Raw genomic sequence first — 25376 nt, 5'->3', positions numbered from 1 at the left:
TGTGTCCGCACCCTGGACGGGCGGCTGCGGCCGCTGCGGGGCCGCGTTGTCAGTGGTCCGGTGCACGATGGAGGACATGGCCAAGTCAGCGCTCGATTCGTTCTCCCCCGCGACCCGCGGCTGGTTCGCCGGGGCCTTCAGCGCGCCCACCGCCGCGCAGGAGGGCGCGTGGCGGGCCATCGGTGCGGGCTCGGACGTCCTGGTGGTGGCGCCGACGGGCTCCGGCAAGACCCTCGCCGCGTTCCTGGCCTCGCTGGACGCGCTGGCGTCCGCGCCCCCGCCCGCCGAGCCGAAGAAGCGCTGCCGGGTGCTGTACGTCTCCCCGCTGAAGGCCCTGGCCGTCGATGTGGAGCGCAATCTGCGCAGCCCGCTGACGGGCATCCGCCAGGAGTCGGTGCGGCTCGGGCTGCCCGAGCCGGACATCACGGTGGGCATCCGCTCCGGTGACACCCCGCCCGCCGAGCGCCGGTCGATCGCCAACCGCCCGCCGGACATCCTCATCACCACCCCCGAGTCGCTGTTCCTGATGCTGACGTCCTCGGCCCGGGAGGCGCTGGCGGGCGTGGAGACGGTCATCCTGGACGAGGTGCACGCCGTCGCCGGGACGAAGCGGGGCGCGCATCTGGCGCTCTCTCTGGAGCGGCTGGACGAGCTGCGCGGCGCCGACGGGCCGGGCGGCGGCCGTCCGGCCCGCCGGATCGGCCTGTCGGCGACGGTGCGCCCGGTGGAGGAGGTCGCCCGCTATCTGTCGCCGCAGCGGCGGGTGGAGATCGTCCAGCCGCCGTCGGGCAAGCGGTTCGACCTCTCGGTGGTCGTCCCCGTGGAGGACATGGGCGAGCTGGGCGGATCCCCCGTCAAGGAGGGCGATACGGGCGAGAAGCCGTCCATCTGGCCGCAGGTCGAGGAGAAGATCGCCGACCTCGTCCAGGCGCACCGCTCCACGATCGTCTTCGCCAACTCCCGCCGGCTGGCGGAGCGGCTGTGCAACCGTCTCAACGAGATCGCCTACGAGCGGGCCAACGGTGAGCCGCTGCCCGAGCACCACTCCCCCGCCGAGCTGATGGCCGAGTCCGGGGCCGCCAAGGGCGCCCCGCCGCTGCTGGCCCGCGCCCACCACGGTTCGGTCTCCAAGGAGCAACGCGCCCAGGTGGAGGAGGACTTGAAGGCGGGCCGGCTGCCCGCCGTGGTCGCCACCTCCAGCCTGGAGCTGGGCATCGACATGGGCGCGGTCGATCTGGTCGTCCAGGTCGAGTCGCCGCCGTCGGTCGCCTCCGGGCTGCAGCGGGTGGGCCGGGCCGGCCACCAGGTCGGCGCGGTGTCCCGGGGCATCGTCTTCCCCAAGTACCGCGGCGATCTGGTGCAGGCCGCCGTGGTCACCGAGCGGATGCGTTCGGGCGCCATCGAGGCGCTGCGGGTGCCCGCCAACCCCCTGGATGTGCTGGCCCAGCAGATCGTCGCGATGACGGCGATGGACACCTGGGACGTCGAGGAGCTGCTGGCCGTCATCCGGCGGGCGGCGCCGTTCGCCGCGCTGCCCGAGTCGGCGTTCACCGGCGTGCTGGACATGCTCGCCGGCCGCTATCCCTCCGACGCCTTCGCGGAGCTGCGGCCGCGCATCGTATGGGACCGCGTCGCGGGGACGGTGACGGGCCGCCCCGGGGCGCAGCGGCTGGCCGTCACCTCCGGTGGCACGATCCCCGACCGCGGCCTGTTCGGCGTCTTCCTGGCGGGCGGCGACTCCGGGAAGGGAGGCGGCGGGCGACGGGTGGGCGAGTTGGACGAGGAGATGGTCTACGAGTCCCGGGTCGGCGATGTCTTCACGCTCGGCACGACGTCCTGGCGCATCGAGGACATCACCCGCGACCGGGTGCTGGTCACCCCCGCCCCCGGGGTGCCGGGCCGGCTGCCCTTCTGGAAGGGCGACCAGCTGGGCCGCCCGCTGGAGCTGGGCCGGGCCCTGGGTGCGTTCCTGCGCGAGATCGCCTCGCTCGCCCCTCAGGACGCCCGTGCCCGCCTCGCCGCCGCCGGTCTCGACGACTGGGCGGCCGACAACGTCCTGGGCTATCTCGCCGAGCAGAAGCAAGCCTGCGGGCATGTCCCGGACGACCGCACGATCGTCGTCGAGCGGTTCCGCGACGAGCTCGGCGACTGGCGGGTGGTCGTCCACTCCCCCTTCGGCGCGCAGGTCCACGCCCCCTGGGCGCTGGCCCTCGGCGCCCGCCTCGCCGAGCGCTACGGCATGGACGCCCAGGTGATGCACGCCGATGACGGCATCGTGCTGCGGCTGCCGGACGCGGACCTGATGGGCCTCGACCTCCTCGACGGCGACGCCCTCGAGGCGGCCGCCGGCCCGGGTCCGGGCGCCCGGGGCGCGGAGTACGACCCGGAGCAGTCGCCCGTCGGGGCCGCCGATGTCGTCTTCGACCACGGCGACGTCGATCAGCTCGTCACCGACCAGGTCGGCGGCTCCGCCCTGTTCGCCTCCCGGTTCCGCGAATGTGCCGCCCGCGCGCTGCTGCTGCCCCGGCGCAGCCCCGGCAAGCGCACTCCGCTGTGGCAGCAGCGCCAGCGCGCCGCCCAACTCCTCCAGGTGGCGAGCGAGTACGGCTCCTTCCCCATCGTGCTCGAGGCGGTCCGCGAATGCCTCCAGGACGTCTTCGACGTACCGGGCCTGACGGAGCTGATGGGCGACATCGAGGCCCGCCGGGTCCGCCTGGTGGAGGTCACCACCCCCGAGCCGTCCCCGTTCGCCCGCTCACTGCTGTTCGGCTACGTCGCACAGTTCCTGTACGAGGGCGACTCCCCGCTCGCCGAGCGCCGCGCCGCCGCCCTCTCCCTGGATTCCCGGCTGCTGGCCGAGCTGCTGGGCCAGGCCGAGCTGCGCGAGCTACTGGACGCCGAGGTGCTGGCCGAGCTGGAGCGCGAGCTGCAGTGGCGTACGGACGACCGCCGGGTCAAGGACACCGAGGGCGTGGCCGATGTGCTGCGGATGCTGGGGCCGCTGACCGACGCCGAGCTGGCCGAGCGCGGCGCCGATCCGGCCTGGCCGCGGGAGCTGGCCGCCGCCCGCCGCGCCATCACGGTGCGGATCGCCGGCGCCGACCACTGGGCGGCCATCGAGGACGCCGGGCGGTTGAGGGACGCGCTGGGCACGGCCCTGCCGGTCGGCGTCCCGGAATCGTTCACCGAGCCCGTCAAGGACCCGCTGGGCGACCTGCTCTCCCGATACGCCCGCACGCACGGCCCGTTCACCTCCGAGCAGGCCGCCGCCCGCTTCGGCCTCGGTACGGCCGTCACCGATGGCGCCCTGCACCGCCTGGCCGCCGCCGGCCGCGTCGTCCAGGGCGAGTTCCATCCGGCCGGCATCGGCCAGGAATGGTGCGACGCGCAGGTGCTGCGCAGGCTGCGCCGCCGCTCGCTCGCCGCGCTGCGCGAGGAGTTGGAGCCGGTGCCACCCGCCGCCCTGGCCGCCTTCCTCCCCCAGTGGCAGCATGTCGGCTCCCCGGCCCCGGCGGCGGGCCCGCGCGCCGGGTCGTCGCCCGGCCTGCGCGGCATCGACGGCCTGGTCCGCGCCATCGAGCAGCTCCAGGGCGCCCCGGTCCCCGCGTCCGCCCTGGAAAAGCTGGTGCTGCCGTCCCGCGTCGGCGATTACGCCCCCGCGCTCCTGGACGAGCTCACCGCCACCGGCGAGGTGGTGTGGGCCGGCGCCGGCGCGCTGCCGGGCAAGGACGGCTGGCTCTCGCTCCATCTCGCCGACACCGCGCCCCTTCTGCTCCAGCCCCCGCTTCCCCTCGAGCTGACCGCCCTGCACGAATCCGTTCTCGCCGCCCTCGCCCCCGGTTACGGCCTGTTCTTCCGCCAGATCGCCGACCAGGTCCGGGCCACCACCCACCCCGACGCCTCCGACCCCCAACTCGCCGATGCCGTCTGGGACCTGGCCTGGTCCGGGCGGCTCACCAACGACACCCTCGCCCCGCTGCGCGCCCTGCTCGGCTCGGGCCGCACGGCCGGGTCCACCGCCCACCGGGCCCGGCGGTCGATACCGCGGGGAAGGTATGGCTCGCTGACCGCCGCCACCGGCCGTACGGGCCGCCCCACCGCATCCCGCAACGGCCCGCCGACGGTCGGCGGCCGCTGGTCCCTGCTCCCCGCCCTGGAACCGGACACCACCCACCGCGCCCACGCCCTGGCCCGTACGCTCCTGGACCGGCACGGCATCGTCACCCGCGGCGCGGTCGCCGCCGAGGGGGTCGAGGGCGGATTCTCCGCCGCGTACCGCGTGCTGGCCGCGTTCGAGGAGTCCGGGCAGGCCCGCCGCGGCTATGTCGTCGAGGGGCTCGGCGCGGCCCAGTTCGCGATGGACGGCGCGGTCGACCGGCTGCGCGCGGTCAGCACGCAGCGGGAACGTGCGGGCGATGATGCGCTGCCGGGCGGGAGCCGTACGGGGTCCGGCTCCGGCGGCCCGCAGCGCGCCGTCGTCCTGGCCGCCGCCGATCCGGCCAACGCCTATGGCGCCGCCCTGCCCTGGCCCGATCCGCCCGAGGGCTCGACGCACAAACCGGGCCGCAAGGCGGGCTCGCTGGTCGTCCTCGTCGACGGCGAGCCGGCGCTCTACATGGAGCGCGGCGGCAAGACCCTGCTGATCTGGCCGCGTGGCCAGGATGCGGCCGAGCACGGCACCGACGCCCGCGTCCAGCCCGCCGTGGCCGCGCTGTGCGAGGCCGCCCGCGCCGGCGCCCTCGGCACCATCACCACCGAACGCATCAACGGCACCTCGGCCCTCACCTCCCCCTATGCCCCCGTCCTCGAATCCGCCGGCTTCCATCCGACCCCGCGCGGGTTCCGGCTCCGGGGGTGACGGCGTGACGGCACCGCCCCGAGGTGGCCCCGCGCCGCCCGCGGCTCCCGGCTCCACACACCGGACAGCCGCGCGGCCACCGCCGCCGGCATGATGGCCCCATGCCCGAAGGCGACACCATCTGGCGTCTGGCCCAGCGTCTGCACCAAGCGCTGGCCGGCAGCCCGCTGACCCGCTGCGACCTGCGCGTTCCCCGGCTCGCGACGGTGGATCTGACCGGCCGCACGGTGCTGGAGGCGGTCCCGCGCGGCAAGCATCTCCTCACCCGTATCGAGGGCGGCCTGACCCTGCACTCCCATCTGCGGATGGACGGCGCCTGGAAGATCTACGCCCCGGACGAGCGCTGGCGCGGCGGCCCCGCGCACCAGATCCGGGCGATCATGGGCACCGCCGAGCACACCGCCGTCGGCTACCGCCTCCCGGTCCTCGACCTCTTGCGCACCGCCGACGAGTCCCGGGTCGTCGGCCATCTGGGCCCCGACCTCCTCGGCCCCGGCTGGGATCCGGCCGAAGCCCTGCACCGGCTGCTCGCCGACCCCGAACGCCCCTTGGGCGAGGCCCTGCTGGACCAGCGGAATCTGGCCGGTATCGGCAATGTCTACAAGTCCGAGCTGTGCTTCCTGCTGCGCGCCTCCCCCTGGCTCCCCATCGGCCGGCTGCCCGCGCCGGAGCGCGCCCCGGCGCTCGCCAAGAAGCTCCTCGAAGCCAACAAGCGCCGCCCCGTCCGCGTCACCACCTCCAGCGCCCGCCCCGACCGCCGGCTGTGGGTCTACGGCCGCGCCGGACGCCCCTGCCCACGCTGCGGCGCCCCCGTACGCACCGCCGACCGGGATCCGGCCGCCGAGGAACGCGTCACCTACTGGTGCCCGGCCTGCCAGCCCGACCCGTAGCACCGCATCGGCCCGTAGCGCCGGACCGCCCCGTAGCACCGACCGGTCCCGGAAACCGGGCCCCGGAAACCCGGCCCCGCCCGCCAATTGACGGCCCGTCAGCTCTCTCCTTACCCTCACCCCATGCCCCTCACCGCGTACGACCTCACGGGCCGCACCGCGGTCGTCACCGGCGCGGCGAGCGGCATCGGCCGCGCCACCGCCGTCCTCCTCGCCGAGGCCGGCGCCACCGTCCACTGCGCGGATCTCGACGGCCAGGGCGCCGAGAAGACGGCCGCGGCCATCGCCGCTTCCGGCGGCGACGCCCATCCGCACCACCTCGACGTCACCCGGCGCGAGAGGGTGGCCGCCGTGGTCGAAGCGGCCCGCCGCACCACCGGCCGCCTCGACGTGATGGCCAATATCGCCGGGATCATGCACACATCCAGCGTCCTGGAGACCACCGACGCGGACCTGGACCAGGTCTGGAACACCAACTTCAAGGGCGTGCTCCACGGCTGCCAGGAGGCCGCCCGCGCCATGATCGCCACCGGCACCCGGGGCAGCATCGTGACCATGGCTTCCGGCGCCATCGACACCGGCGCTGCGGGCCTGCTCTGCTACGGCGTCGCCAAGGCCGCCGTCGTACAGCTCACCAAAACGCTGGCCACCGAGGTCGGCCGGTACGGGATCCGCGTCAACGCGGTCGCCCCCGGCTGGGTCCGCACGGCGATGACGGACCGCCACAGCGCCGAGGCCCAGCAGCAGGCCGAAGGGCCGATGATCCGGATGTCTCCTCTGCGGCGGGTGGGCGAGCCCGAGGACATCGCACACGCCGTACTCCACCTGGCCTCGGACGCCTCATCCTTCACGACCGGCCAGATCCTCCGCCCGAACGGCGGCGTCGCCATGCCCTGGTGAGCACCGCCCTGCCCCTCTGAAGCGATATCCCGCGCCCCTGCGCGCCCTTCCCCCGACCCACCCAGGGAACGCAGTGCACCGGCAGCAGGCTGAGCCCCCAGCTCCCCATCACCACCGCCCCCTCGACCGTTCCCGCCGCCTGCGGCCACAGCGTCAGCCGGAGCGCGGCACACCACCACAAGGCCCCGATGAGGGCCCCGGCTATCCGGCGGCCGGGCACAGCCCGGGGGCGCCGACCGGCCGGCCGCCGGGCCGCCGGCCGCTCCGCCGGGCCGCGGGCCGTAACGTCATGCCACGCCATGGCTTGCCTCCCTCGGCCGACGCTAGACGGGCCCGCAGCCGGGCGGGAGAGCGCACCGGCGCGCACGCGGGGCGCAGCGGGATATGCCGCGCCATATGCCGCGCCTGCCCGCGGGCGGGGCGCCGCACAGCGGGCTGCGCGGCCGGTCGACGGAAGTCACCGTCAGGCCGTCCGCCACGTCACTGGGACTCCGCCTGGAACATCCAGTGATGCTTCTCCAGGTCGGCGGTCAGCCCGATGAGAATGTCCTGGCTCACCGGGTCGGGCTCCGCGGTGTCGATGATGCGCTCCCGCATCCGTTCGACGACCGCCGCCAGGCCCGTCACCAAGGTCTGCACCACCTCGCCGTCCTTGATCCAGCCGTCCGGCACCTCGCCGATGCCGCTGGTCTTGGCGACCGTCACGGCCCGCCCGTCCGGCGGCACGCCGATCGCCGACGCGCGCTCGGCAACGGTGTCCGCGTGGGTACGCGCAGTGTCCACGACCTCGTCGAGCTGGAGGTGGATGGAGCGGAAGCGCGGGCCGACGACGTTCCAGTGCACCTGCTTGGAGATCAGGGAGAGATCCACCAGGTCGACGAGGGCTCCCTGCAGGGCGTTCGCGACGATGGCACGGTCACCGTCGGACAGCGGGCTGTTGACCACAGACATCCAGCTACTCCTGTTCAAGAGAAACATCAGATCTGGGTAGATTTACCCCGTATCGCCCATCGTATAAATGATCGGATGCTTTGGGGCAGGTCAAGCGGGCCAGCCGAGCGGCCCGACAGGTCCGCACAGGCAGCACAAAGCCCCGGACGGCTGCTGCCGACCGGGGCTTTGCGTACGTTCGAACAGGAGTGTCAGGCCGCGACGACATCCACGACGTCGGCCGGGGACTTGATCGTCACGCGGTCTTCCGGCACACCGGCCAGAGACGTGACGGACACCGAATTGAGCTTCGGCCGCACCGGTGCCGGTACCGGGTCGCTCGCGGCCGCGGACGCTGCCAGCTCGGCGAGCGCCAGCTCATCGCTGACCTCCCGCATGAGCTCTGACATGCGCACATCCAGCGCGTCACAGATCGCCGAGAGCAGTTCGGAGGACGCCTCCTTCTGCCCCCGCTCCACCTCGGACAAATAGCCGAGCGATACCCGGGCGGAGGAAGAGACCTCGCGCAGGGTTCGGCCCTGGCGCTGACGCTGTCGGCGCAGCACGTCACCCAGCAGGCGACGAAGCAGAATCATCGCTGGCTCCCTCCTCGGACCTCGGATCCGGATCCTTCTCGCCCCACCGTACCGCCTTGGGCCCTGGCCGTGCCGGGCGTGAGTTCGTGTTCACTCAGGGCTGCAAACATCCATTCCCCCCGTGTTGTTCCGTATCCTGTGCCGCACATTTTTCTGTCAGTTCGCTCAACAACAGTGCAAGCACGGCATGAACGGTGTCCTGGCGGATACGGTCACGGTCCCCGTCCAGCGCCAGCCGGCGCACCTCACCGGTGCCGTCCGGCCCCTCGACCGCCACGAAGACGGTGCCCACGGGCTGCCCGTCCTGCGGCTCGGGCCCGGCGACGCCGGTGGTCGCGATGCCCCAGTCGGCACCGAGGACCCGCCGGACACCGCGCGCCATCTGCCGGGCGACCTCGGCGTCGACGGCCCCGCGCGCCTCCAGCAGCGCGCCGTCCACGCCCAGCACATCCCGCTTGAGCTCGGTCGCATACGCCGTCACCGATCCCCGCACCACCCGCGAGGCCCCGGGGACGGCGGTCAGCGCGCCCGCCACCAGGCCACCGGTCAGCGATTCGGCCACTGCCAGGCTCTGCCCGCGCCCGGCGAGCGCATCGAGCGCCCCGGCCGCCGCAGACCCCGGCCCGGTCACCGTGCCGCTTCCCGCTCAGCCCGTTCGGCGCGTTCCCTGGCAAGCCCGGCCCGGCGCATGACGACGGCCTGGCGGACGTAGTCGACTCCGGTGGCAACCGTCAGGATGACGGCCACCGCCATCACCCACCAGCGCAAGGTGGCCAGCGGGCCGGTCAGCAGCAGGACGTACATCCCGACCGCGGTGCCCTGTGCCAATGTCTTGATCTTGCCGCCGCGACTGGCCGGAATGACGCCGTGCTTGATCACCCAGAACCGCATCGCCGTGATCCCGAGCTCCCGGAAAAGGATCAGACCCGTCACCCACCAGGGCAGATCCCCCAGCACCGACAGACAGATCAACGCCGCACCCATGATCGCCTTGTCCGCGATCGGGTCGGCGATCTTGCCGAAGTCGGTGACCAGGTTGTACGTGCGCGCCAGATGCCCGTCGAAGATATCGGTGATCATGGCGACGGCGAAGGCCGCCCAGGCGAACGCGCGCCAGGCCGGGTCCGTTCCGCCGTCGTGCATCAGCAGCAGCACGAAGGCCGGGACCAGCAGCAGCCGCAGCATCGTCAGGACGTTGGCGATGTTCCACAGCCCGGCCTGCCGGACGGCCGGCGCCGTGCGCGGCCCGCCGGCGGCGGAAGCCGGGACTCCGCTCATCTGCCCGCCTCCTCGGTACACGCGGTGCCGTCCAGCGACAGCACCTCCGCCACGAGATCGACGCCCTCGCTCGCAACAACCTTTGCTTCGACCATACGACCGGGGACGAGGTCCGCGCCGTCCCGGCCGTTCGAGAGAAGCGTGACGCCGTCGGTCTCCGGCGCCTGGTGCGCGGCCCGCCCGACGACACCGTCCTCCTCGTCGATCCGGTCCACCAGCACCCGCACGGTCTCGCCGACCCGCTCTTCCGCGCGCTGCGAGGTCAGCTCCTCGGCCAGCCAGGACACCCGCGCCAGCCGCTCGGCGACCACCTCGGGGTCGACCTTGTTCTCGTACGAGGCGGCTTCCGTGCCGTCCTCGTCGGAGTAGCCGAAGACGCCGACGGCATCCAGGCGCGCCTCGGTGATGAAGCGCTCCAGCTCGGCCAGGTCGCTCTCGGTCTCGCCCGGGAACCCGACGATGAAGTTGGAGCGGGCACCGGCCTGCGGCGCCTTCGTACGGATCTGCTCCAGCAGGCCCAGGAAGCGGTCGGTGTCGCCGAAGCGGCGCATCGCGCGCAGCACACCCGGCGCCGAGTGCTGGAAGGACAGATCGAAGTACGGCGCGACCTTGTCCGTCCCGGTCAGGACATCGATCAGCCCGGGGCGCATCTCGGCGGGCTGCAGATAGCTGACCCGGATCCGCTCGATGCCGTCGACCGCCGCCAGCTCCGGCAGCAGCGTCTCCAGCAGCCGGATGTCGCCCAGGTCCTTGCCGTAGGAGGTGTTGTTCTCGGAGACCAGCATGACCTCCTTGACGCCCTGCTCGGCCAGCCAGCGGGTCTCCCCCAGCACATCGGAGGGCCTGCGGGAGATGAACGAGCCGCGGAAGGAGGGGATCGCGCAGAACGAGCAGCGACGGTCGCAGCCGGAGGCCAGTTTCACCGAGGCCACCGGGTTGCTGCCGAGTCTGCGGCGCAGCGGCGCACGGGGCCCGGAGGCGGGCGCAACGCCCTCCGGGAGGTCCTCGGGGGGAGTGTCCTGGGCGTGGCCGGGCAGCGCGATCTGATCGGCGCCCTGGCGCTCGGCCGGGCTGATCGGCAGCAGCTTGCGGCGGTCGCGCGGGGTGTGCGAGGCGTGGACGCCGCCGCTCAGGATGGTCTGGAGGCGGTCGGAGATATCGCTGTAGTCGTCGAAGCCGAGCACTCCGTCGGCCTCGGGCAGCGCCTCGGCGAGCTCCTTGCCGTAGCGCTCGGCCATGCAGCCGACGGCGACGACGGCCTGGGTCCGGCCATGATCCTTGAGATCGTTGGCTTCCAGCAGGGCGTCGACGGAGTCCTTCTTGGCGGCCTCGACGAATCCACAGGTGTTGACTACGGCGACATCCGCGTCGGCGGCTTCCTCGACGAGCTCCCAGCCGTCCGCTGCCAAGCGGCCTGCGAGCTCCTCCGAGTCCACCTCGTTACGGGCGCAGCCAAGAGTGACAAGGGCGACGGTACGGCGTTCGGGCATAGGGCTCAGCCTACTTCGTCCCGCCGACAGCCATGTCGCGCAGGTCTGTGCCACCGGTCCCGGGCGCCCCGGGCCCGGCGGCGGACGCGATTTCTGGCCGCGCTCAGCCCGCCTGGGGGTCTCCCGGGGTGTAGCTCAGCCGCTCCACCGAACCCTCGTCCCCGACCCGCTTGACCTCCTTGCCGTTGACGTACAGCTGTACGGCGCCGGCGTTGCCCAGGACAAGATCGATCCGCTTCTTGTCGGTGAAGGTCTTGGACTCGCCCTTCTTGAGCAGGCCGTCCTGGAGGAGCTTGCCGTTGGCGTCCTTGGCCGAGACCCAGCTCTGCCCGTCACGGGCGGTCACCTTGATCGTGACCTTGTCCTTGGGCAGTCCGGCGATGGCGCTGTCGGACGGCGCGGGGACGGTGGGCTTGATCGTCGGCCTGGTGGTGTTCGGCGCCGGTGCGGGCTTCTTCTCGGCATTGGCGGTGCCGCCGGCCGCGACCGGCCCGTCGCCGCCCTTGCCGCCGCCGCTGAACAGCGTGAAGCCGACGAATCCGATGACGGCGACGATCGCCGCGACCATCGCGGCGGTCCAGTTCGGACGGCGCGGCTCGGAGCGGATCCGCTCGGCCTCGAAGAGGGGGGTGGGGACGGCCGGCTCGGGACGCCCGCCGTGCTCGGCGTCGAACTGGCTGATCAGGGGTTCGGGGTCGAGGTCGATGGCGCGGGCGAGCGTCCGGATATGCCCCCGCGCGTAGACGTCGCCGCCACAGCGCGAGAAATCGTCCTGCTCGATCGCCTGCACGATGGGGATGCGCACCCGTGTGGCCGCACTGACCGCTTCCACGGTCAGTCCTGCTCCGGTACGGGCCTGCTGGAGGGCTCGACCGACGGAAGGCCGGTCGTCTTCGGGGGAGTTGCCGATGGACACGGGGGCGCCTTTCGAGCGTGTAGCCACCTGCTGGAGGTTCAGTCTAGGGGTGGAGCGAAAGGGTCGGGCAAGCGGGAGAGCGCAGTTTGTACGCCATCAGAACGCCCGCGAAGGGCCAGTCGAGCGCGATGATGAGCCGTCATTCCCGCACCTCCCTCAACTTGACGTATCAGCAGGAGAAACGGTTGCTTTCTCTCACGTACGAGTGACCCGGATGGGTGTGCTACTCGGTAGCTTCCCCCCGGATGACCGAGAGCACTCCGTCCAATTCATCCGGCTTCACCATGACATCCCGTGCCTTGGAACCCTCGCTGGGCCCGACGATGTTGCGCGATTCCATCAGATCCATCAGCCGTCCGGCCTTGGCGAAGCCCACCCGCAGCTTGCGCTGGAGCATCGACGTCGACCCGAACTGGGTGGAGACCACCAGCTCGGCCGCCTGGCACAGCAGATCGAGGTCATCGCCGATGTCCTCGTCGATCTCCTTCTTCTTGGCGGTGCCGACGGTGACGTCGTCGCGGAAGACCGGCGCCATCTGGTCCTTGCAGTGCTGCACGACGGCCGCGACCTCGGCCTCGGTCACAAAGGCGCCCTGCATCCGGACCGGCTTGTTCGCGCCCATCGGCAGGAAGAGACCATCCCCCTTGCCGATCAGCTTCTCGGCACCAGGCTGGTCGAGGATGACGCGGCTGTCGGCGAGCGAGGAGGTGGCGAACGCGAGCCGGGAGGGCACATTGGCCTTGATCAGGCCCGTGACGACATCGACGGACGGGCGCTGGGTGGCCAGCACCAGATGGATCCCAGCCGCGCGGGCGAGCTGCGTGATGCGGACGATCGAATCCTCCACATCCCGCGGCGCGACCATCATCAGGTCCGCCAGCTCGTCGACGATGACCAGCAGATACGGGTACGGCGCCAGCTCCCGCTCACTGCCCTCGGGCGTCTTGAGCTTGCCGTCACGCACGGCCTGGTTGAAGTCGTCGATGTGCCGGTATCCGAACGCCGCGAGATCGTCGTAGCGCAGGTCCATCTCGCGCACCACCCACTGCAGCGCCTCGGCGGCCCGCTTGGGGTTGGTGATGATCGGCGTGATCAGGTGCGGGATGCCCTCGTACGCGGTCAGCTCGACCCGCTTGGGGTCGACCAGCACCATCCGGACGTCCTCCGGGGTGGCGCGCACCATGACCGAGGTGATCAGGCAGTTGATGCACGAGGACTTTCCGGAGCCGGTGGCGCCCGCCACCAGGACGTGCGGCATCTTCGTCATGTTGGCCATGACGTAGCCGCCCTCGACGTCCTTGCCGAGCGCCACCAGCATCGGGTGCTCGTCGCCCGCGGCGTCCGCCAGGCGCAGCACATCGCCGAGGTTGACCATCTCGCGGTCGGTGTTGGGGATCTCGATGCCGACCGCGGACTTGCCCGGGATCGGGCTGATGATGCGGACGTCGGGGCTGGCCACGGCGTAGGCGATGTTCTTGGCCAGCGCCGTGATCTTCTCGACCTTGACGGCCGGACCGAGCTCGACCTCGTAGCGGGTCACCGTCGGGCCCCGGGTGAAGCCCGTGACCGAGGCGTCGACCTTGAACTCCTGGAAGACATTGCTCAGCGAAGCCACTATCGCGTCGTTCGCGGCGCTGCGGGTCTTGCCGGGACCACCGCGCGCGAGCAGGTCCAGGGACGGCAGGGAGTAGGTGATGTCGCCGGACAGCTGCAGCTGCTCGGCGCGCGGCGGCAGATCGCCGGACGGCTCGGGGGCGGCCTTGGTGAAGTCGGGCACGGCGGGACGGGGCGCGGCCGCGGGCCGCTCCGCCTCACGGGCCGGCGGCACCGCACCGCTCTCGCCGCCCTTGGTGTCCTCGTGGTCCTGGCGCTCCCCGGAGATGCCGCTGCTGAGCCCGGCGACGAGCGGCGAGGGCTGGACGCCGTGCAGCACCGCGCCGTCCAGCGCGGCGGCGGCCGCGGCGGCGACATCCACCGCGTCCATCGGCCGGTCCATCGCGGGCTGTACGGACGCCCGGCGCGGGCGGCGCCGCTTGTTCAGCGCCTCTTCCTCGTACGCGTCCGGGTCCTCGGCGGCGTCCCGGCGCGCCGTGCGGACGGGCTGCTCGCGCCACTCGTCCGCGTACGGCGCCGCGTCCTCGAAGTCCGCCTCGGACTCCGCGGGCGAGAACACCCCCAGCCTGATGCCCACCGCGCGCAGCCGCTGCGGGATGGCGTTGACCGGCGTCGCGGTGACCACCAGCAGCCCGAAGACGGTCAGCAGCACCAGCAGCGCCACGGCCAGGGTCTGCCCGACGGTGAAGATCAGCGGCTTGGACGCCGCCCAGCCGACATAACCGCCCCCGTCCTGTATCGCGGCGAGCCCGTCGCCCCGCCCCGGCGATCCACAGGCCATCGCGACCTGCCCGAGTACACCGACCACCAGCGCGGACAGCCCGATGACGATCCGGCCGTTGGCCTCGGGCTGCTCGGGGTGGCGCATCAGCCGTACGGCGATCACGCCGAGCAGTATCGGCACGACCAGGTCGAGCCGGCCGAAGGCACCGGTGATCAGCAGCTCGACGAGGTCGCCGACCGGGCCGCTGAGGTTGGACCAGGTGCCGGCCGCGATCACCAGCGCCAGACCGAGCAGCAGCAGCGCCAGACCGTCCTTGCGGTGCGCCGGGTCGAGGTTCTTCGCGCCTTGGCCGAAGCCGCGGAACACCGCCCCGATGCCGTGCGCCGCCCCGAGCCAGCAGGCGCGGGCGAGGCGGTAGACGCCACCGGTCGGTGAGGGCACCGGCTGCGGGGCCGCCTTCTTGGCGGGCGCCTTCTTCGCCGGGGCCTTCCTTGCCGCGGCGGTCTTCTTCACCGGCGGCTTCTTGGCGGACGGTTTCCTCGCGGCGGCCTTCTTCGCGGCGCCCGAAGACTGTCCGGCACGCTGCTTGGAGGGGCCCGCCTTGCTCTGGGTTCCCTTGCCGGACGTACGTGAGGCCATGGCGACGAGATTACAGGCGTCGGCAAGCGTGTCACGAGCGCACGCCGCTTCACCCATTCGTGTCGCGCATCCGCCTCATGAAAGACCGTCAGTCACCTGCCGCCGCGAGCCGCTCAGCCCGCCCCGCTGCCCGACCCCGGTTCCAGCGCGTCCAGGGCCCGGCGCAGGCCGGTCAGTTTGCGCTCCAGATGCGCGGCGGTGGCCACCGCGGCGGCCTCCGCCGTCTCATCCAGTTGCTTGGACAGCGCCTCCGCCTGCTCCTCGACCGCGGCCAGCCGCGCGGACAGCTCGGCAAGCAGCCCCGCGGACTCCTTGGCCTCCGAGCTCGGCCGCCCGCCCTCCAGCTGGAGCCTCAGCAGCGAGGCCTGCTCGCGCAGTTGGCAGTTCTTCATGTACAGCTCGACGAAGACCGAGACCTTCGCGCGCAGCACCCACGGATCGAACGGCTTGGAGATGTAGTCGACCGCGCCTGCCGCATAGCCGCGGAAGGTGTGATGCGGGCCGTGGTTGATGGCCGTCAGGAAAATGATGGGGATATCGCGGGTGCGCTCGCGCCGCTTGATGTGCGCGGCGGTTTCGAATCCGTCCATCCCCGGCATCTGCACATCGAGCAAAATCACCGCGAAGTCGTCCGTGAGCAGTGCTTTGAGCGCTTCCTCCCCGGACGATGCCCGCACCAGTGTCTGATCGAGCGCAGAGAGGATCGCCTCCAGCGCCAGCAGATTCTCCGGCCGGTCATCGACCAGGAGGATCTTGGCCTTCTGCACCATGGCCCGTCCTCCTCGCCCCGGCATGGAACCGGACGCCGCCCCAGGGGACGACTCCGTCACGTCGCCCGTTCTTGTGCCGGTCATGGTAGCTGCACCCCGCCTGTCGCCACACCCTGTCACCGCGATGTCACTGTGCACGTAGCAGAAACGCAGCGAGAGACCAGAAGGTTCCCCGAATACCGCGCTTCCACACGTCCGCGGCAACAGTGAGTCAGCACGCGATGATCCTCTTTCGACTCCCATACTGGACGCCGCATCACCTCGCGCGCATCCATTGCTCCATGACCGACAACAGATGATCGGTATCCACCGGCTTGGTCACGTAGTCGGAGGCCCCGGAGTCGATGCTCTTCTCCCGGTCGCCCTTCATCGCCTTCGCGGTCAGCGCGATGATGGGCAGCCCGGCGAACTGCGGCATCCGACGGATCGCGGCCGTGGTCGCATAGCCGTCCATCTCCGGCATCATGATGTCCATCAGGACCAGGACGACATCGTCGTGCTGCTCCAGCACCTCGATGCCCTCCCGGCCGTTCTCCGCGTACAGCACCGACAGCCCGTGCTGCTCCAGGACGCTGGTGAGTGCGAAGACGTTACGGATGTCGTCGTCGACGATCAGCACCTTCTCGCCGTGGAAACCGCCGCCGCCCGCCGCTCCCGGGTCCACCAGATCCTGGCCGTTGCCGATCCAGGGCTCCTCGGCGGACTGCTGGGTGGTCGGCTCCGACGGGTGCTGCGGCGCCTGCTGCGGCGGGGTGGGCGCGGGCCGGCCGGGCAGCGCGAAGCGTCGTGCACCGGGCGAAATCCCGCGTCGGCGCCGCCTGTTGAGGCTGGATCCGGAATCCTCGTTTGGCAGCGTGTCGAGTTCGGCCTGCCGCCCGACCTCCGTCTCCCGTGCCTCCGCGTCCATCGCCAGCCCGCCGGCCACCAGCTGCGGGTAGCCCTGCGGCGGCAGCCCGCCGGGGTTGTGCGGCAGGTAGAGCGTGAAGGTGGAGCCGCGGCTGGGCTCACTGGCGGCGTGGATCTCGCCGCCCAGCAGCCGGGCGATCTCCCGGCTGATGGACAGGCCCAGGCCCGTACCGCCGTACTTGCGGCTGGTCGTGCCGTCCGCCTGCTTGAACGCCTCGAAGATGACCCGCATCTTGCTGGACGCGATGCCGATGCCGGTGTCGGTCACCGAGAACGCGATCATGTCGGAGTCCGGGTCGCGCAGCGAACCGTGCTCCAGCAGCTGCTCGCGGATCGCCACCGGGACATCCGCACCGGCCGGCCGGATCACCAGCTCCACGGCGCCGCTGTCGGTGAACTTCACCGCGTTGGACAGCAGATTGCGCAGCACCTGCAGCAGCCGCTGCTCGTCGGTGTGCAGCGTCGCGGGCAGCTCCGGGGAGACCCGTACGGAGAAGTCGAGCCCCTTCTCCGCGGTCAGCGGCCGGAACGTGGCCTCGACATAGTCGACGAGCTGGACCAGCGCGATCCGCGTCGGGCTGACGTCCATCTTGCCCGCCTCGACCTTCGACAGGTCCAGGATGTCGTTGATCAGCTGGAGCAGGTCGCTGCCCGCACCATGGATCGTTTCGGCGAATTCGACCTGCTTCGGGGAGAGATTCCCCTCGGCGTTGTCGGCCAGCAACTTGGCCAGAATGAGCAGGGAGTTCAGCGGCGTGCGCAGCTCGTGCGACATGTTCGCCAGGAACTCCGACTTGTAGCGCATCGAGACCGCGAGCTGCTCGGCGCGCTCCTCCAGGACCTGCCGCGCCTCCTCGATCTCGGTGTTCTTCACCTCGATGTCGCGGTTCTGCGCCCGCAGCTGCTCGGCCTTCTCCTCCAGCTCGGAGTTGGACAGCTCCAGCGCCTTCTGCCGGCTCTCCAGCTCGCCGGACCGCTCCTTGAGCTGCTCGGTCAGCTCCTGCGACTGCTTGAGCAGCACCTCGGTCTTGGTGTTCACCGAGATGGTGTTGACGCTGGTCGCGATCATCTCGGCGATCTGGCTGAGGAAGTCCTTCTGGATCTGGGTGAACGGCTGGAAGGACGCCAGCTCGATCACGCCGAGCACCTTGTCCTCGAAGAGCACCGGCAGCACGATCACATTCGCCGGCGGCGCCTCCCCCAGCCCGGAGGCGATCTTGAGGTAACCGGAGGGAACGTTCTCCACCAGGATGGTGCGCCCCTCCTCCGCCGCCGTGCCGATCAGCGTCTCACCGGGCTTGAAGGTCGTGGGCATGCCGCCCATGGCATAGCCGTACGAACCCATCAGCCGCAGCTCGTACGCGCCCGCCTCGCCGCCGTCCGCGCCGATCTCCCGGCTGTCGGGCTGGGCCGCCAGGAAGAAGGCGCCGTGCTGCGCGGAGACCGCGGGCGACAGCTCGCTCATGATCAGGGTCGCGACGTCCTTGAGGTCGCGGCGGCCCTGCATCAGACCGGAGATCCGGGCGAGGTTGCCCTTGAGCCAGTCCTGTTCCTCGTTGGCGAGGGTGGTCTCGCGGAGCGTGGAGATCATGGTGTTGACGTTGTCCTGGAGTTCCAGGATCTCGCCGGCCGCGTCCACATCGATGCGGACGTTGTGATCGCCGAGGGTCACCGCCGCGGCGACCGCGGCGATGGCCCGCACCTGACGGGTCAGGTTGCCCGCCATCTCGTTCACCGATTCGGTCAGGTCCTTCCAGGTGCCGGCCACGCCCCGCACCTGCGCCTGACCGCCCAGCTGGCCTTCCGTACCCACCTCGCGGGCCACCCTGGTGACCTGTTCGGCGAACGAGGACAGCTGGTCGACCATGGTGTTGATGGTGGTCTTCAGCGCGAGGATCTCGCCCCGCGCATCCACATCGATCTTCTTGGTCAGATCGCCCTTGGCCACCGCGGTGGTGACCATCGCGATGTTGCGGACCTGGCCGGTCAGGTTGTTGGCCATGGAGTTCACGGACTCCGTCAGGTCCTTCCACGTACCGGCGACACCGGGGACGCGGGCCTGACCGCCCAGGATGCCGTCGGTACCCACCTCACGGGCCACGCGCGTGACCTCGTCGGCGAACGACGACAGCGTCGTGACCATCGTGTTGACCGTGTCGGCCAGCTGCGCGACCTCGCCGCGCGCCTCGACCGTCACCTTCTTCGTCAGATCACCGTTGGCGACCGCCGCCGAGACCTGCGAGATGTTGCGCACCTGGATGGTCAGGTTGTTGGCCATCAGGTTGACGTTGTCGGTGAGGTCCAGCCAGATACCGGTCGCGCCCGGTACCCGCGCCTGGCCGCCCAACTGGCCCTCGGTGCCCACCTCACGGGCCACCCGGGTCACCTGCTCGGCGAACGACGACAGCTGGTCGACCATCGTGTTGACGGTCGTGACCAGCTCGAGAATCTCGCCCTTGGCATCGACGGTGATCTTCTTCGACAGGTCGCCGCGGGCCACCGCCGTCGTGACCTCGGCGATATTGCGCACCTGCGACGTCAGGTTGTTCGCCATGAAGTTGACGGACTGGGTGAGGTCCTTCCACGTGCCACTGACGCCCTGCACCTCGGCCTGGCCGCCCAGGATGCCCTCGGTGCCCACCTCGCGGGCGACCCGGGTGACCTGCTCGGCGAAGGAGGACAGCTGGTCCACCATCGTGTTCAGGGTGTTCTTCAGCTCGAGGATCTCGCCCCGGGCGTCCGCGTCGATCTTCTGCGACAGGTCACCGCGCGCGACCGCCGTCGCGACCTGCGCGATGTTGCGGACCTGAGCCGTCAGGTTGCCGGCCATGCCGTTGACGGAGTCGGTCAGATCGCGCCAGACACCCGCGACGCCGGGCACCTGCGCCTGACCCCCCAGCCGGCCGTCCGTACCGACCTCCCGGGAGACCCGGGTGACCTGCTCGGCGAACGCGGAGAGCTGGTCGACCATCGTGTTGATGGTGTTCTTCAGCTCCAGGATCTCGCCGCGCGCATCGACATCGATCTTCTGCGAGAGGTCACCGCGGGCCACCGCCGTCGTCACCTGGGCGATCTGCCGCACCTGCGAGGTCAGGTTCCCCGCCATGAAGTTGACGGAGTCGGTCAGCTCCTTCCAGGTGCCGCTGACGCCGTCCACCCGGGCCTGACCGCCCAGCCGGCCCTCCGTACCCACGTCCCTGGCCATCCGCGTGACCTGGTCGGCGAAAGAGGAGAGCTGATCCACCATGGTGTTCACGGTGTTCTTCAGCTGGAGCATCTCACCGGAGACGTCGACGGTGACCTTCTGCGACAGATCACCGTTGGCGACCGCCGTCGTCACCTGCGCGATGTTGCGCACCTGTCCGGTCAGGTTGCGGAAGGCGGTGTTCACGGAGTCCGTGAGGTCCTTCCACGTACCGGCCGCGCCCGGCACCGCCGCCTGGCCGCCCAGCTCGCCCTCGACGCCGATCTCCCGCGCCACCCGCGTCACTTCGGCACCGAACGACGAGAGCTGACCCACCATCGTGTTGACGGTGTTCTTCAACTCCAGCATTTCACCGGCCACATCGACGGTGACCGTCTGCGACAGATCACCGTTGGCGACCGCCGTCGTCACCTGCGCGATGTCCCGCACCTGCGCCGTGAGGTTGCGGAACGCGGTGTTCACCGAGTCGGTGAGGTCCTTCCAGGTCCCCGCCGCGCCCGGCACCTGCGCCTGGCCGCCGAGCTGGCCCTCGGCCCCGACCTCGTTCGCCACCCGCGTCACTTCGTCCGCGAAGGTACGCAGGGTCTCGGTCATGGTGTTGATGGTGTCGGCGAGCTGCGCGACCTCACCGCGCGCACTGACCGTGACCTTCTGTGACAGATCGCCGCTCGCGACAGCGGTCGTGACCTGGGCGATCCCGCGAACCTGGGCGGTCAGGTTCCCGGCCATGAGATTGACCGAATCCGTCAGGTCCTTCCACACCCCGGCGACGCCGGGGACCTGTGCCTGGCCGCCGAGCTCGCCCTCCGTACCGACCTCACGGGCGACCCTGGTCACCTCGGAGGCGAACGAGGAGAGCTGGTCCACCATCGTGTTGACGGTGTTCTTCAGCTCCAGCATCTCGCCGGCGACATGCACCGTCACCTTGCGCGACAGATCACCCTTGGCGACCGCCGTGGTGACGAGAGCAATGTCACGCACCTGTGCGGTGAGCCGGGACGCCATCGTGTTGACGGATTCCGTCAGATCCTTCCAGGAACCCGACATTCCGCGCACCCGCGCCTGCCCGCCGAGCTTGCCCTCCGTACCGACCTCGCTGGCCACCCTGGTGACCTCGTCGGTGAAAGCGGAGAGCTGATCGACCAGCCCGTTGACCGTACGGCCGACCTTCAGGAACTCCCCGCGCAGCGGATGCTCCGAGGAGCTGTCCGAACTGCGCGACCGCAGGTCCATCCGCTGTTCCAGGTCACCCTCGGACACCGCCGACAGCACCCGTCCCACCTCGGAGACCGGCCGTACGAGGTCGTCCACCAGGGCGTTCGAGGCATCGATGGCCGCCGCCCAGGACCCCTCGGCGGCGCCGACCTCGAGCCGCTCCGTGAGCTTTCCCTCACGTCCGACGACCCGGCGCACCCGCGCCAGCTCGCCCGTCAGATGCAGATTGCGGTCCGCCACCTCGTTGAAGACCGCCGCGATCTCCGACATGACGCCTTCGCCGGAAACCGTGAGCCGCTTGCGGAAGTTCCCGTCCCGCATGGCGACAAGAGCGACCAACAGCCGATTCAGGGCAGCCGTATCCACCTCGGTCGTCCCGTTGTTCCGGGATCGTCCGCCTTTTGCGCGCGTGCTTACGCCCCGCGCCGCTGCGCCAGACTCCACCGTGTCCCTCCCGCAAGGGTCGACCGTTCTACCCGGGCTTTCTCTTGATACTTGCCCAGTGTTTCACCATGGCCCAACGAGGCCATAACAGTTCGGCAGCATCGCACACCGTCCCGGGGCACGATTAGGGCGGAAACACATGTGACCGGCATCCTCGGGCGCGGCGAAGGTAAGTAACCTGGCATACGGCTGTCCATCCGCCCGGCCGTCCAGCACGGGCGGTGGTGAGCACAACAGGTAATCGGAGGGGCGCCGCGAACATGGGGGAGCAGATCACCGACACACGCATGAGGAGACCAGTGATCACCGCGCGGGCCGCCGCCACATTCGAGCCGGTCGGGCGCTCGGTCGCCACAGCCCGTGCGTTCGTCAGAGACACCCTCCAGGGCTGGGGCTACGGCGACATCGTCGATGACGCCGTCGTCCTGACGAGCGAACTGGTCACCAATGCCGTGGTGCACGCCGGCACGGCCGCCGATGTGCTGTGCCTGCGCACGGACAGCGGCGTGCGGATCTCCGTCGCCGACCGCTACCCCGAACGCGAGATTCCGCTCCAGAACGCCGGCCAGGCCATGGTCCACCCGGACCGCGAAGGCGGCCGTGGCCTGCTGCTGTGCGGCGCGCTGGCCTCCCGCTGGGGCGTGGAGTACACCGCGGCCCAAAAACACGTCTGGTTCCAGCTCGAGCTCCCCGAACGCCCGGCCGGCACCCGCTCCGCCGGGCCCGCGCTCCCGGTGGCCGCCCTCCCGGTCACCGACACCCGGGTCCGCGTCGCCGTCGTACAGATCGACCGCGCCGGCTGCATCAGCTTCTGGAACGACGACGCCCAGGACCTCTTCGCCTATGACCAGGAAAAGGTCATCGGCAAACCGATCACCGACTTCGCCGCCTGGCCGCACACCCCCGGCACCGGCACCGGCATCGCCGAGGCCCTCGAGCTCTCGCGCTGGGAGGGCTCCTACGGCATGCGGGGCGCCGACGGCCGCGTCGTCCCCGTCTACGCCTCCCACCTGCGCGTCCGTGACGCCGACGGCGAGGCCTCCACGGTCTGCCTCCTGGTCCGCGACCATGAGCGCGCCATCCTGCAGAGCCCGCAGCGCACCCCCGCCCCGGACGCCGCCTCGCAGGCCGCCCAGTCCGAGGGCCGCTCCTCCGACCCGTTCGAAGTCTTCATCGGCTCCCCGGCCCCCGACGACCTCGACGGACTGCTCCAGCGCACGGTCGAGCGCGCCCGCGACATGCTCGACGGCGACGCCGCCTACCTCCTGCTGGCCACCGACGACGAGACCGAGCTCGAGGTCCGCGCCTCCACGGGCCTGCCCTCCGCCCGCCAGCGGTTCGCCCGCGTCCCCGTGGAGGCCGGATCCGGACGCTACGGCTCCGCCCGGATGCCCGCCGTCCACGAAGACCTCACCGCCGTCCCCGGCGCCGTCCCCCTGCTCAGCGGTACGGGCATGCGCTCGGTGGTCACCGTCCCGCTGAAGGTCGAGGGCCGGCTGACCGGCTCGCTCGGCGTGGCCGCGGAGGGCCCCGGCCGCTACAGCAACGAAGAAGCGCTCCGACTCCAGTTCGCCGCCGACCGCATCGCCCTCGCCGTCGAACGCGCCCGCCTGACCGAGCTGGAGAAGCTGCGCCGCGGCTCCCTCTCCTTCCTCGTGGAGGCCTCCGACCTCCTGGCCGGCACCCTCGACCGCGACCAGACCCTGGCCCTGATGGCCCAGATGACGGTCCCCACCCTCGCCACCTGGTGCGCCGTCTACACCGTCGCCGACCAGACCTCCGAGCCGGAGCTCTCCTACGTCCTGCACGAGGACGAGGACCGCATCGACGGCCTCAAGACGCTTCTGCAGAAGGTCGACCCGCCCGAGCCGGTGCCGACCCCTGGCGCCCGCGTATGGACCGCCCCCAGCGACGCCGCGCACGACGCCGCCCTGCGCACCTCCATGCGCAGCCTGGGCCTGGGCAACTCCGCCCGCCCGTCCACCGGACCGGGCGCCACCTTGGCCACCGCCTCCGCCGTCGGCGGCGAGACGGTCGTCCTCCCCCTCGTCGCCCGCAACCGCGTCATCGGCATGCTGACCCTCGGCAAGCCCACCGAGGAACACTTCCGCCAGGAAATCCTCGAACTCGCCGAGGACCTCTCCCGCCGGGCCGCCCTCGCCCTGGACAACGCCCGCCTGTATTCCGAGCGCACGGCCATCAGCCAGTCCCTGCAGCGCAGTCTGCTGCCCCCGGAGCTGCCCGACATCGCCGGCGTCGAGGTCGAGGTCATCTACCGCGCGGCCGGCGAGGGCAACGAAGTCGGCGGCGACTTCTACGACCTCTTCCCGATCCGCGACGGCGCCTACGGCTTCGCCATCGGCGACGTCTGCGGTACGGGCCCGGAGGCGGCAGCCGTCACCGGCCTGGCCCGCCACGCCCTGCGCCTGCTGGCCCGCGAGGGCTTCGGCGGCCCCGCCGTCCTGGAACGCCTCAACGCCGCCATCCTCGACGAGGGCGCCCGCAGCCGCTTCCTGACGCTCCTTTACGGCGAGCTGTGGCCCCAGCCCGACGGCAGCGCCCTCCTGAAGGTCGTCTGCGCGGGCCATCCCCTGCCGCTCCGCCTGCGCCAGGACGGCACGGTCGAACCGGCCGCCGAACCCCAGCCCCTCCTCGGCGTCATGGACGACCTCGAGCTCTACGAGCAGACCGTCACCCTCGACCCCGGCGACGTCCTGCTGTGCGTCACCGACGGCGTCACCGAGCGCCGCGAGGGCACCCGCATGCTCGGCGACGACGGCCTCACCGACGTCCTGACGACGTGTACGGGCCTGACGGCCGGCGCCGTCGCCGCCCGCGTCCTGCGTGCCGTGGAACGCTTCGCCGCCGAACCGGCCTCCGACGACATGGCCATCCTCGCCATGCGCGTCCCCGAGATCCAGCCCGGCTGACGCCGCATACACCGAAGGCCCCCGCCAGTTGGCGGGGGCCTTCGTTATCCAGAGCCCCAATACGGAATCGAACCGTAGACCTTCTCCTTACCATGGAGACGCTCTGCCGACTGAGCTATTGGGGCGCAGCGACGAAAGAAATACTACCCGATCTCCGCAGCAGCTCCGAACCGCCCGGCAGCCCTCCTAAAAGGCCGGCTGCAGCAATCCCCCCAGCGCATTGCAGGCGCTGACCATCTTCTGCAACTCCCGCCGCGACAAATCCCCGTCCAACGGCAACGCCAGCGTCTCGTCAACGGCCCGCTCGGTGTGCGGCAGAAACACATCCCGCCGCAGCCCCGGCATCCGGTACACCGGCGCCTGTACGGGAACCCTGCACGCCACGCCCTTGGCCCGCAACGCCCGCGCAAACGCATCCCGGTCCGGCCGCCCGTTACCCGGCACCCGCACCACATATTGCTCATACGTGTGCCCCGCAGCCGGCACCGGCGTAGCGACACCGCGGAGCCTGCCGTCCAGATACGTCGCCAGCGCCCGACGGCGCTCGACACCGTCCGGCCGCACCCCCGGCTCATCCTCGACCAGCACCAACAGCCCGTGCCGCTGCCCGACTTCCCGGATCCATCCCGTATCGGCCTGCCGGCCGAAGCGATGTATCGCCACGACCGCCGCCGTCCTGCTGGTCACCACGTCCGCCACCGCGGCGGGATCGAGGCAGTAACTGTCGGCGTCCACATCGGCGAACACCGGCACGGCGCCCAACTGCACCACAGCCTGCGCCACTTCGGCGTTGCCGTACGCCGGCACCACGACCTCGTCACCAGCACGCACACCAGCGGACTCGAGCGTTCCAACTGTCCTCATGACGCGGATCCTGGCGACGCGAGGTGAACGTCAAGTTACGCCTCTCACCTGAAAATCAGAACAAAAAAGCTCCGGCTCCTGAACCAGAAGGTCCAGGAGCCGGAGCTGAATAATTGTTCGGCGGCGTCCTACTCTCCCACAGGGTCCCCCCTGCAGTACCATCGGCGCTGAAAGGCTTAGCTTCCGGGTTCGAAATGTAACCGGGCG

Annotated in this window: 14 protein-coding genes, 1 tRNA gene and 1 rRNA gene; 4 read left to right on the top strand and 12 right to left on the bottom strand. The window is 71.0% G+C overall.

What is annotated here, in order from left to right; all coding sequences use genetic code 11:
* Positions 1-76 precede the first annotated feature (76 nt).
* From ACZ4S3_RS33490 to ACZ4S3_RS33480, 3 genes are all read left to right on the top strand, one after another.
* Entirely contained in the window at positions 77-4858 is a 4782-nt protein-coding gene (locus ACZ4S3_RS33490) for an Lhr family helicase (RefSeq protein ID WP_467941222.1), read from the top strand.
* A 101-nt stretch (positions 4859-4959) separates the two neighbouring features.
* The gene (locus ACZ4S3_RS33485; protein ID WP_467941219.1) at positions 4960-5748 is read left to right on the top strand and encodes an Fpg/Nei family DNA glycosylase; all 789 of its coding nucleotides are present in this window, start codon (positions 4960-4962) and stop codon (positions 5746-5748) included.
* A gap of 123 nt (positions 5749-5871) precedes the next feature.
* Positions 5872-6648, top strand: a complete 777-nt coding sequence (locus ACZ4S3_RS33480) for an SDR family NAD(P)-dependent oxidoreductase (protein WP_467941215.1) — start codon at positions 5872-5874, stop codon at positions 6646-6648.
* A 480-nt stretch (positions 6649-7128) separates the two neighbouring features.
* Here the strand turns inward: ACZ4S3_RS33480 and ACZ4S3_RS33475 are convergent, their stop codons facing one another.
* The 9 genes from ACZ4S3_RS33475 to ACZ4S3_RS33435 all read right to left on the bottom strand — a co-directional run bounded on the left by ACZ4S3_RS33475 (position 7129) and on the right by ACZ4S3_RS33435 (position 21375).
* The gene (locus ACZ4S3_RS33475; RefSeq protein ID WP_467941211.1) at positions 7129-7599 is read right to left on the bottom strand and encodes a Dps family protein; all 471 of its coding nucleotides are present in this window, start codon (positions 7597-7599) and stop codon (positions 7129-7131) included.
* 191 nt (positions 7600-7790) lie between these two features.
* Entirely contained in the window at positions 7791-8174 is a 384-nt protein-coding gene (locus ACZ4S3_RS33470; RefSeq protein WP_046925688.1) for a helix-turn-helix domain-containing protein, read from the bottom strand.
* Between the two features lie 94 nt (positions 8175-8268).
* The gene (locus ACZ4S3_RS33465; RefSeq protein ID WP_467941207.1) at positions 8269-8805 is read right to left on the bottom strand and encodes a CinA family protein; all 537 of its coding nucleotides are present in this window, start codon (positions 8803-8805) and stop codon (positions 8269-8271) included.
* Positions 8802-9452 (bottom strand): CDP-diacylglycerol--glycerol-3-phosphate 3-phosphatidyltransferase, encoded by a 651-nt coding sequence (pgsA, locus tag ACZ4S3_RS33460; protein ID WP_467941204.1) that lies wholly within the window; start codon positions 9450-9452, stop codon positions 8802-8804. Before pgsA ends, ACZ4S3_RS33465 begins: the two co-directional genes overlap by 4 nt.
* Positions 9449-10942, bottom strand: coding sequence for a 30S ribosomal protein S12 methylthiotransferase RimO (gene rimO, locus ACZ4S3_RS33455; protein WP_467941201.1), 1494 nt, complete (start codon positions 10940-10942; stop codon positions 9449-9451). The genes pgsA and rimO overlap by 4 nt, the downstream gene beginning before the upstream one ends.
* A 103-nt stretch (positions 10943-11045) precedes the next feature.
* Positions 11046-11885: a helix-turn-helix domain-containing protein gene (locus ACZ4S3_RS33450; RefSeq protein ID WP_467941197.1), complete on the bottom strand. Its 840-nt coding sequence runs from the start codon at positions 11883-11885 to the stop codon at positions 11046-11048.
* A 196-nt stretch (positions 11886-12081) separates the two neighbouring features.
* Positions 12082-14835, bottom strand: coding sequence for a DNA translocase FtsK (locus tag ACZ4S3_RS33445; RefSeq protein WP_467941195.1), 2754 nt, complete (start codon positions 14833-14835; stop codon positions 12082-12084).
* Between the two features lie 113 nt (positions 14836-14948).
* On the bottom strand, positions 14949-15605 hold the full coding sequence (locus tag ACZ4S3_RS33440; protein ID WP_467941193.1) for a response regulator: 657 nt from the start codon (positions 15603-15605) through the stop codon (positions 14949-14951).
* Positions 15606-15861: 256 nt separating this feature from the next.
* Positions 15862-21375, bottom strand: a complete 5514-nt coding sequence (locus tag ACZ4S3_RS33435) for a HAMP domain-containing protein (RefSeq protein WP_467941191.1) — start codon at positions 21373-21375, stop codon at positions 15862-15864.
* A 287-nt stretch (positions 21376-21662) separates the two neighbouring features.
* Here ACZ4S3_RS33435 and ACZ4S3_RS33430 point away from each other — a divergent pair, with 287 nt between their 5' ends.
* Positions 21663-24305 (top strand): SpoIIE family protein phosphatase, encoded by a 2643-nt coding sequence (locus ACZ4S3_RS33430; RefSeq protein ID WP_467941189.1) that lies wholly within the window; start codon positions 21663-21665, stop codon positions 24303-24305.
* A 52-nt stretch (positions 24306-24357) separates the two neighbouring features.
* Here the strand turns inward: ACZ4S3_RS33430 and ACZ4S3_RS33425 are convergent.
* From ACZ4S3_RS33425 to rrf, 3 genes are all read right to left on the bottom strand, one after another.
* A tRNA-Thr gene (locus ACZ4S3_RS33425) sits at positions 24358-24430 on the bottom strand.
* Between the two features lie 61 nt (positions 24431-24491).
* Positions 24492-25169: a DegT/DnrJ/EryC1/StrS family aminotransferase gene (locus ACZ4S3_RS33420; RefSeq protein ID WP_467941186.1), complete on the bottom strand. Its 678-nt coding sequence runs from the start codon at positions 25167-25169 to the stop codon at positions 24492-24494.
* A 115-nt stretch (positions 25170-25284) separates the two neighbouring features.
* A 5S ribosomal RNA gene (rrf, locus tag ACZ4S3_RS33415) occupies positions 25285-25376 on the bottom strand; the annotation flags it as partial.

The sequence above is a fragment of the Streptomyces sp. NPDC028368 genome (assembly GCF_055565615.1).
The sequence above is the reverse complement of the archived record's forward strand: the minus strand, read 5'-3'. Positions and strand labels throughout refer to the sequence as shown.

Bases quoted from the DNA above. Each gene is read 5' to 3' on its own strand.
- ACZ4S3_RS33430 (WP_467941189.1), top strand. From the start codon at position 21,663: ATGAGGAGACCAGTGATCACCGCGCGGGCCGCCGCCACATTCGAGCCG.
- pgsA (WP_467941204.1), bottom strand. From the start codon at position 9,452: ATGAGCGGAGTCCCGGCTTCCGCCGCCGGCGGGCCGCGCACGGCGCCG.
- ACZ4S3_RS33485 (WP_467941219.1), top strand. From the start codon at position 4,960: ATGCCCGAAGGCGACACCATCTGGCGTCTGGCCCAGCGTCTGCACCAA.
- ACZ4S3_RS33480 (WP_467941215.1), top strand. From the start codon at position 5,872: ATGCCCCTCACCGCGTACGACCTCACGGGCCGCACCGCGGTCGTCACC.
- rimO (WP_467941201.1), bottom strand. From the start codon at position 10,942: ATGCCCGAACGCCGTACCGTCGCCCTTGTCACTCTTGGCTGCGCCCGT.
- ACZ4S3_RS33420 (WP_467941186.1), bottom strand. From the start codon at position 25,169: ATGAGGACAGTTGGAACGCTCGAGTCCGCTGGTGTGCGTGCTGGTGAC.
- ACZ4S3_RS33490 (WP_467941222.1), top strand. From the start codon at position 77: ATGGCCAAGTCAGCGCTCGATTCGTTCTCCCCCGCGACCCGCGGCTGG.
- ACZ4S3_RS33470 (WP_046925688.1), bottom strand. From the start codon at position 8,174: ATGATTCTGCTTCGTCGCCTGCTGGGTGACGTGCTGCGCCGACAGCGT.
- ACZ4S3_RS33445 (WP_467941195.1), bottom strand. From the start codon at position 14,835: ATGGCCTCACGTACGTCCGGCAAGGGAACCCAGAGCAAGGCGGGCCCC.
- ACZ4S3_RS33475 (WP_467941211.1), bottom strand. From the start codon at position 7,599: ATGTCTGTGGTCAACAGCCCGCTGTCCGACGGTGACCGTGCCATCGTC.
- ACZ4S3_RS33440 (WP_467941193.1), bottom strand. From the start codon at position 15,605: ATGGTGCAGAAGGCCAAGATCCTCCTGGTCGATGACCGGCCGGAGAAT.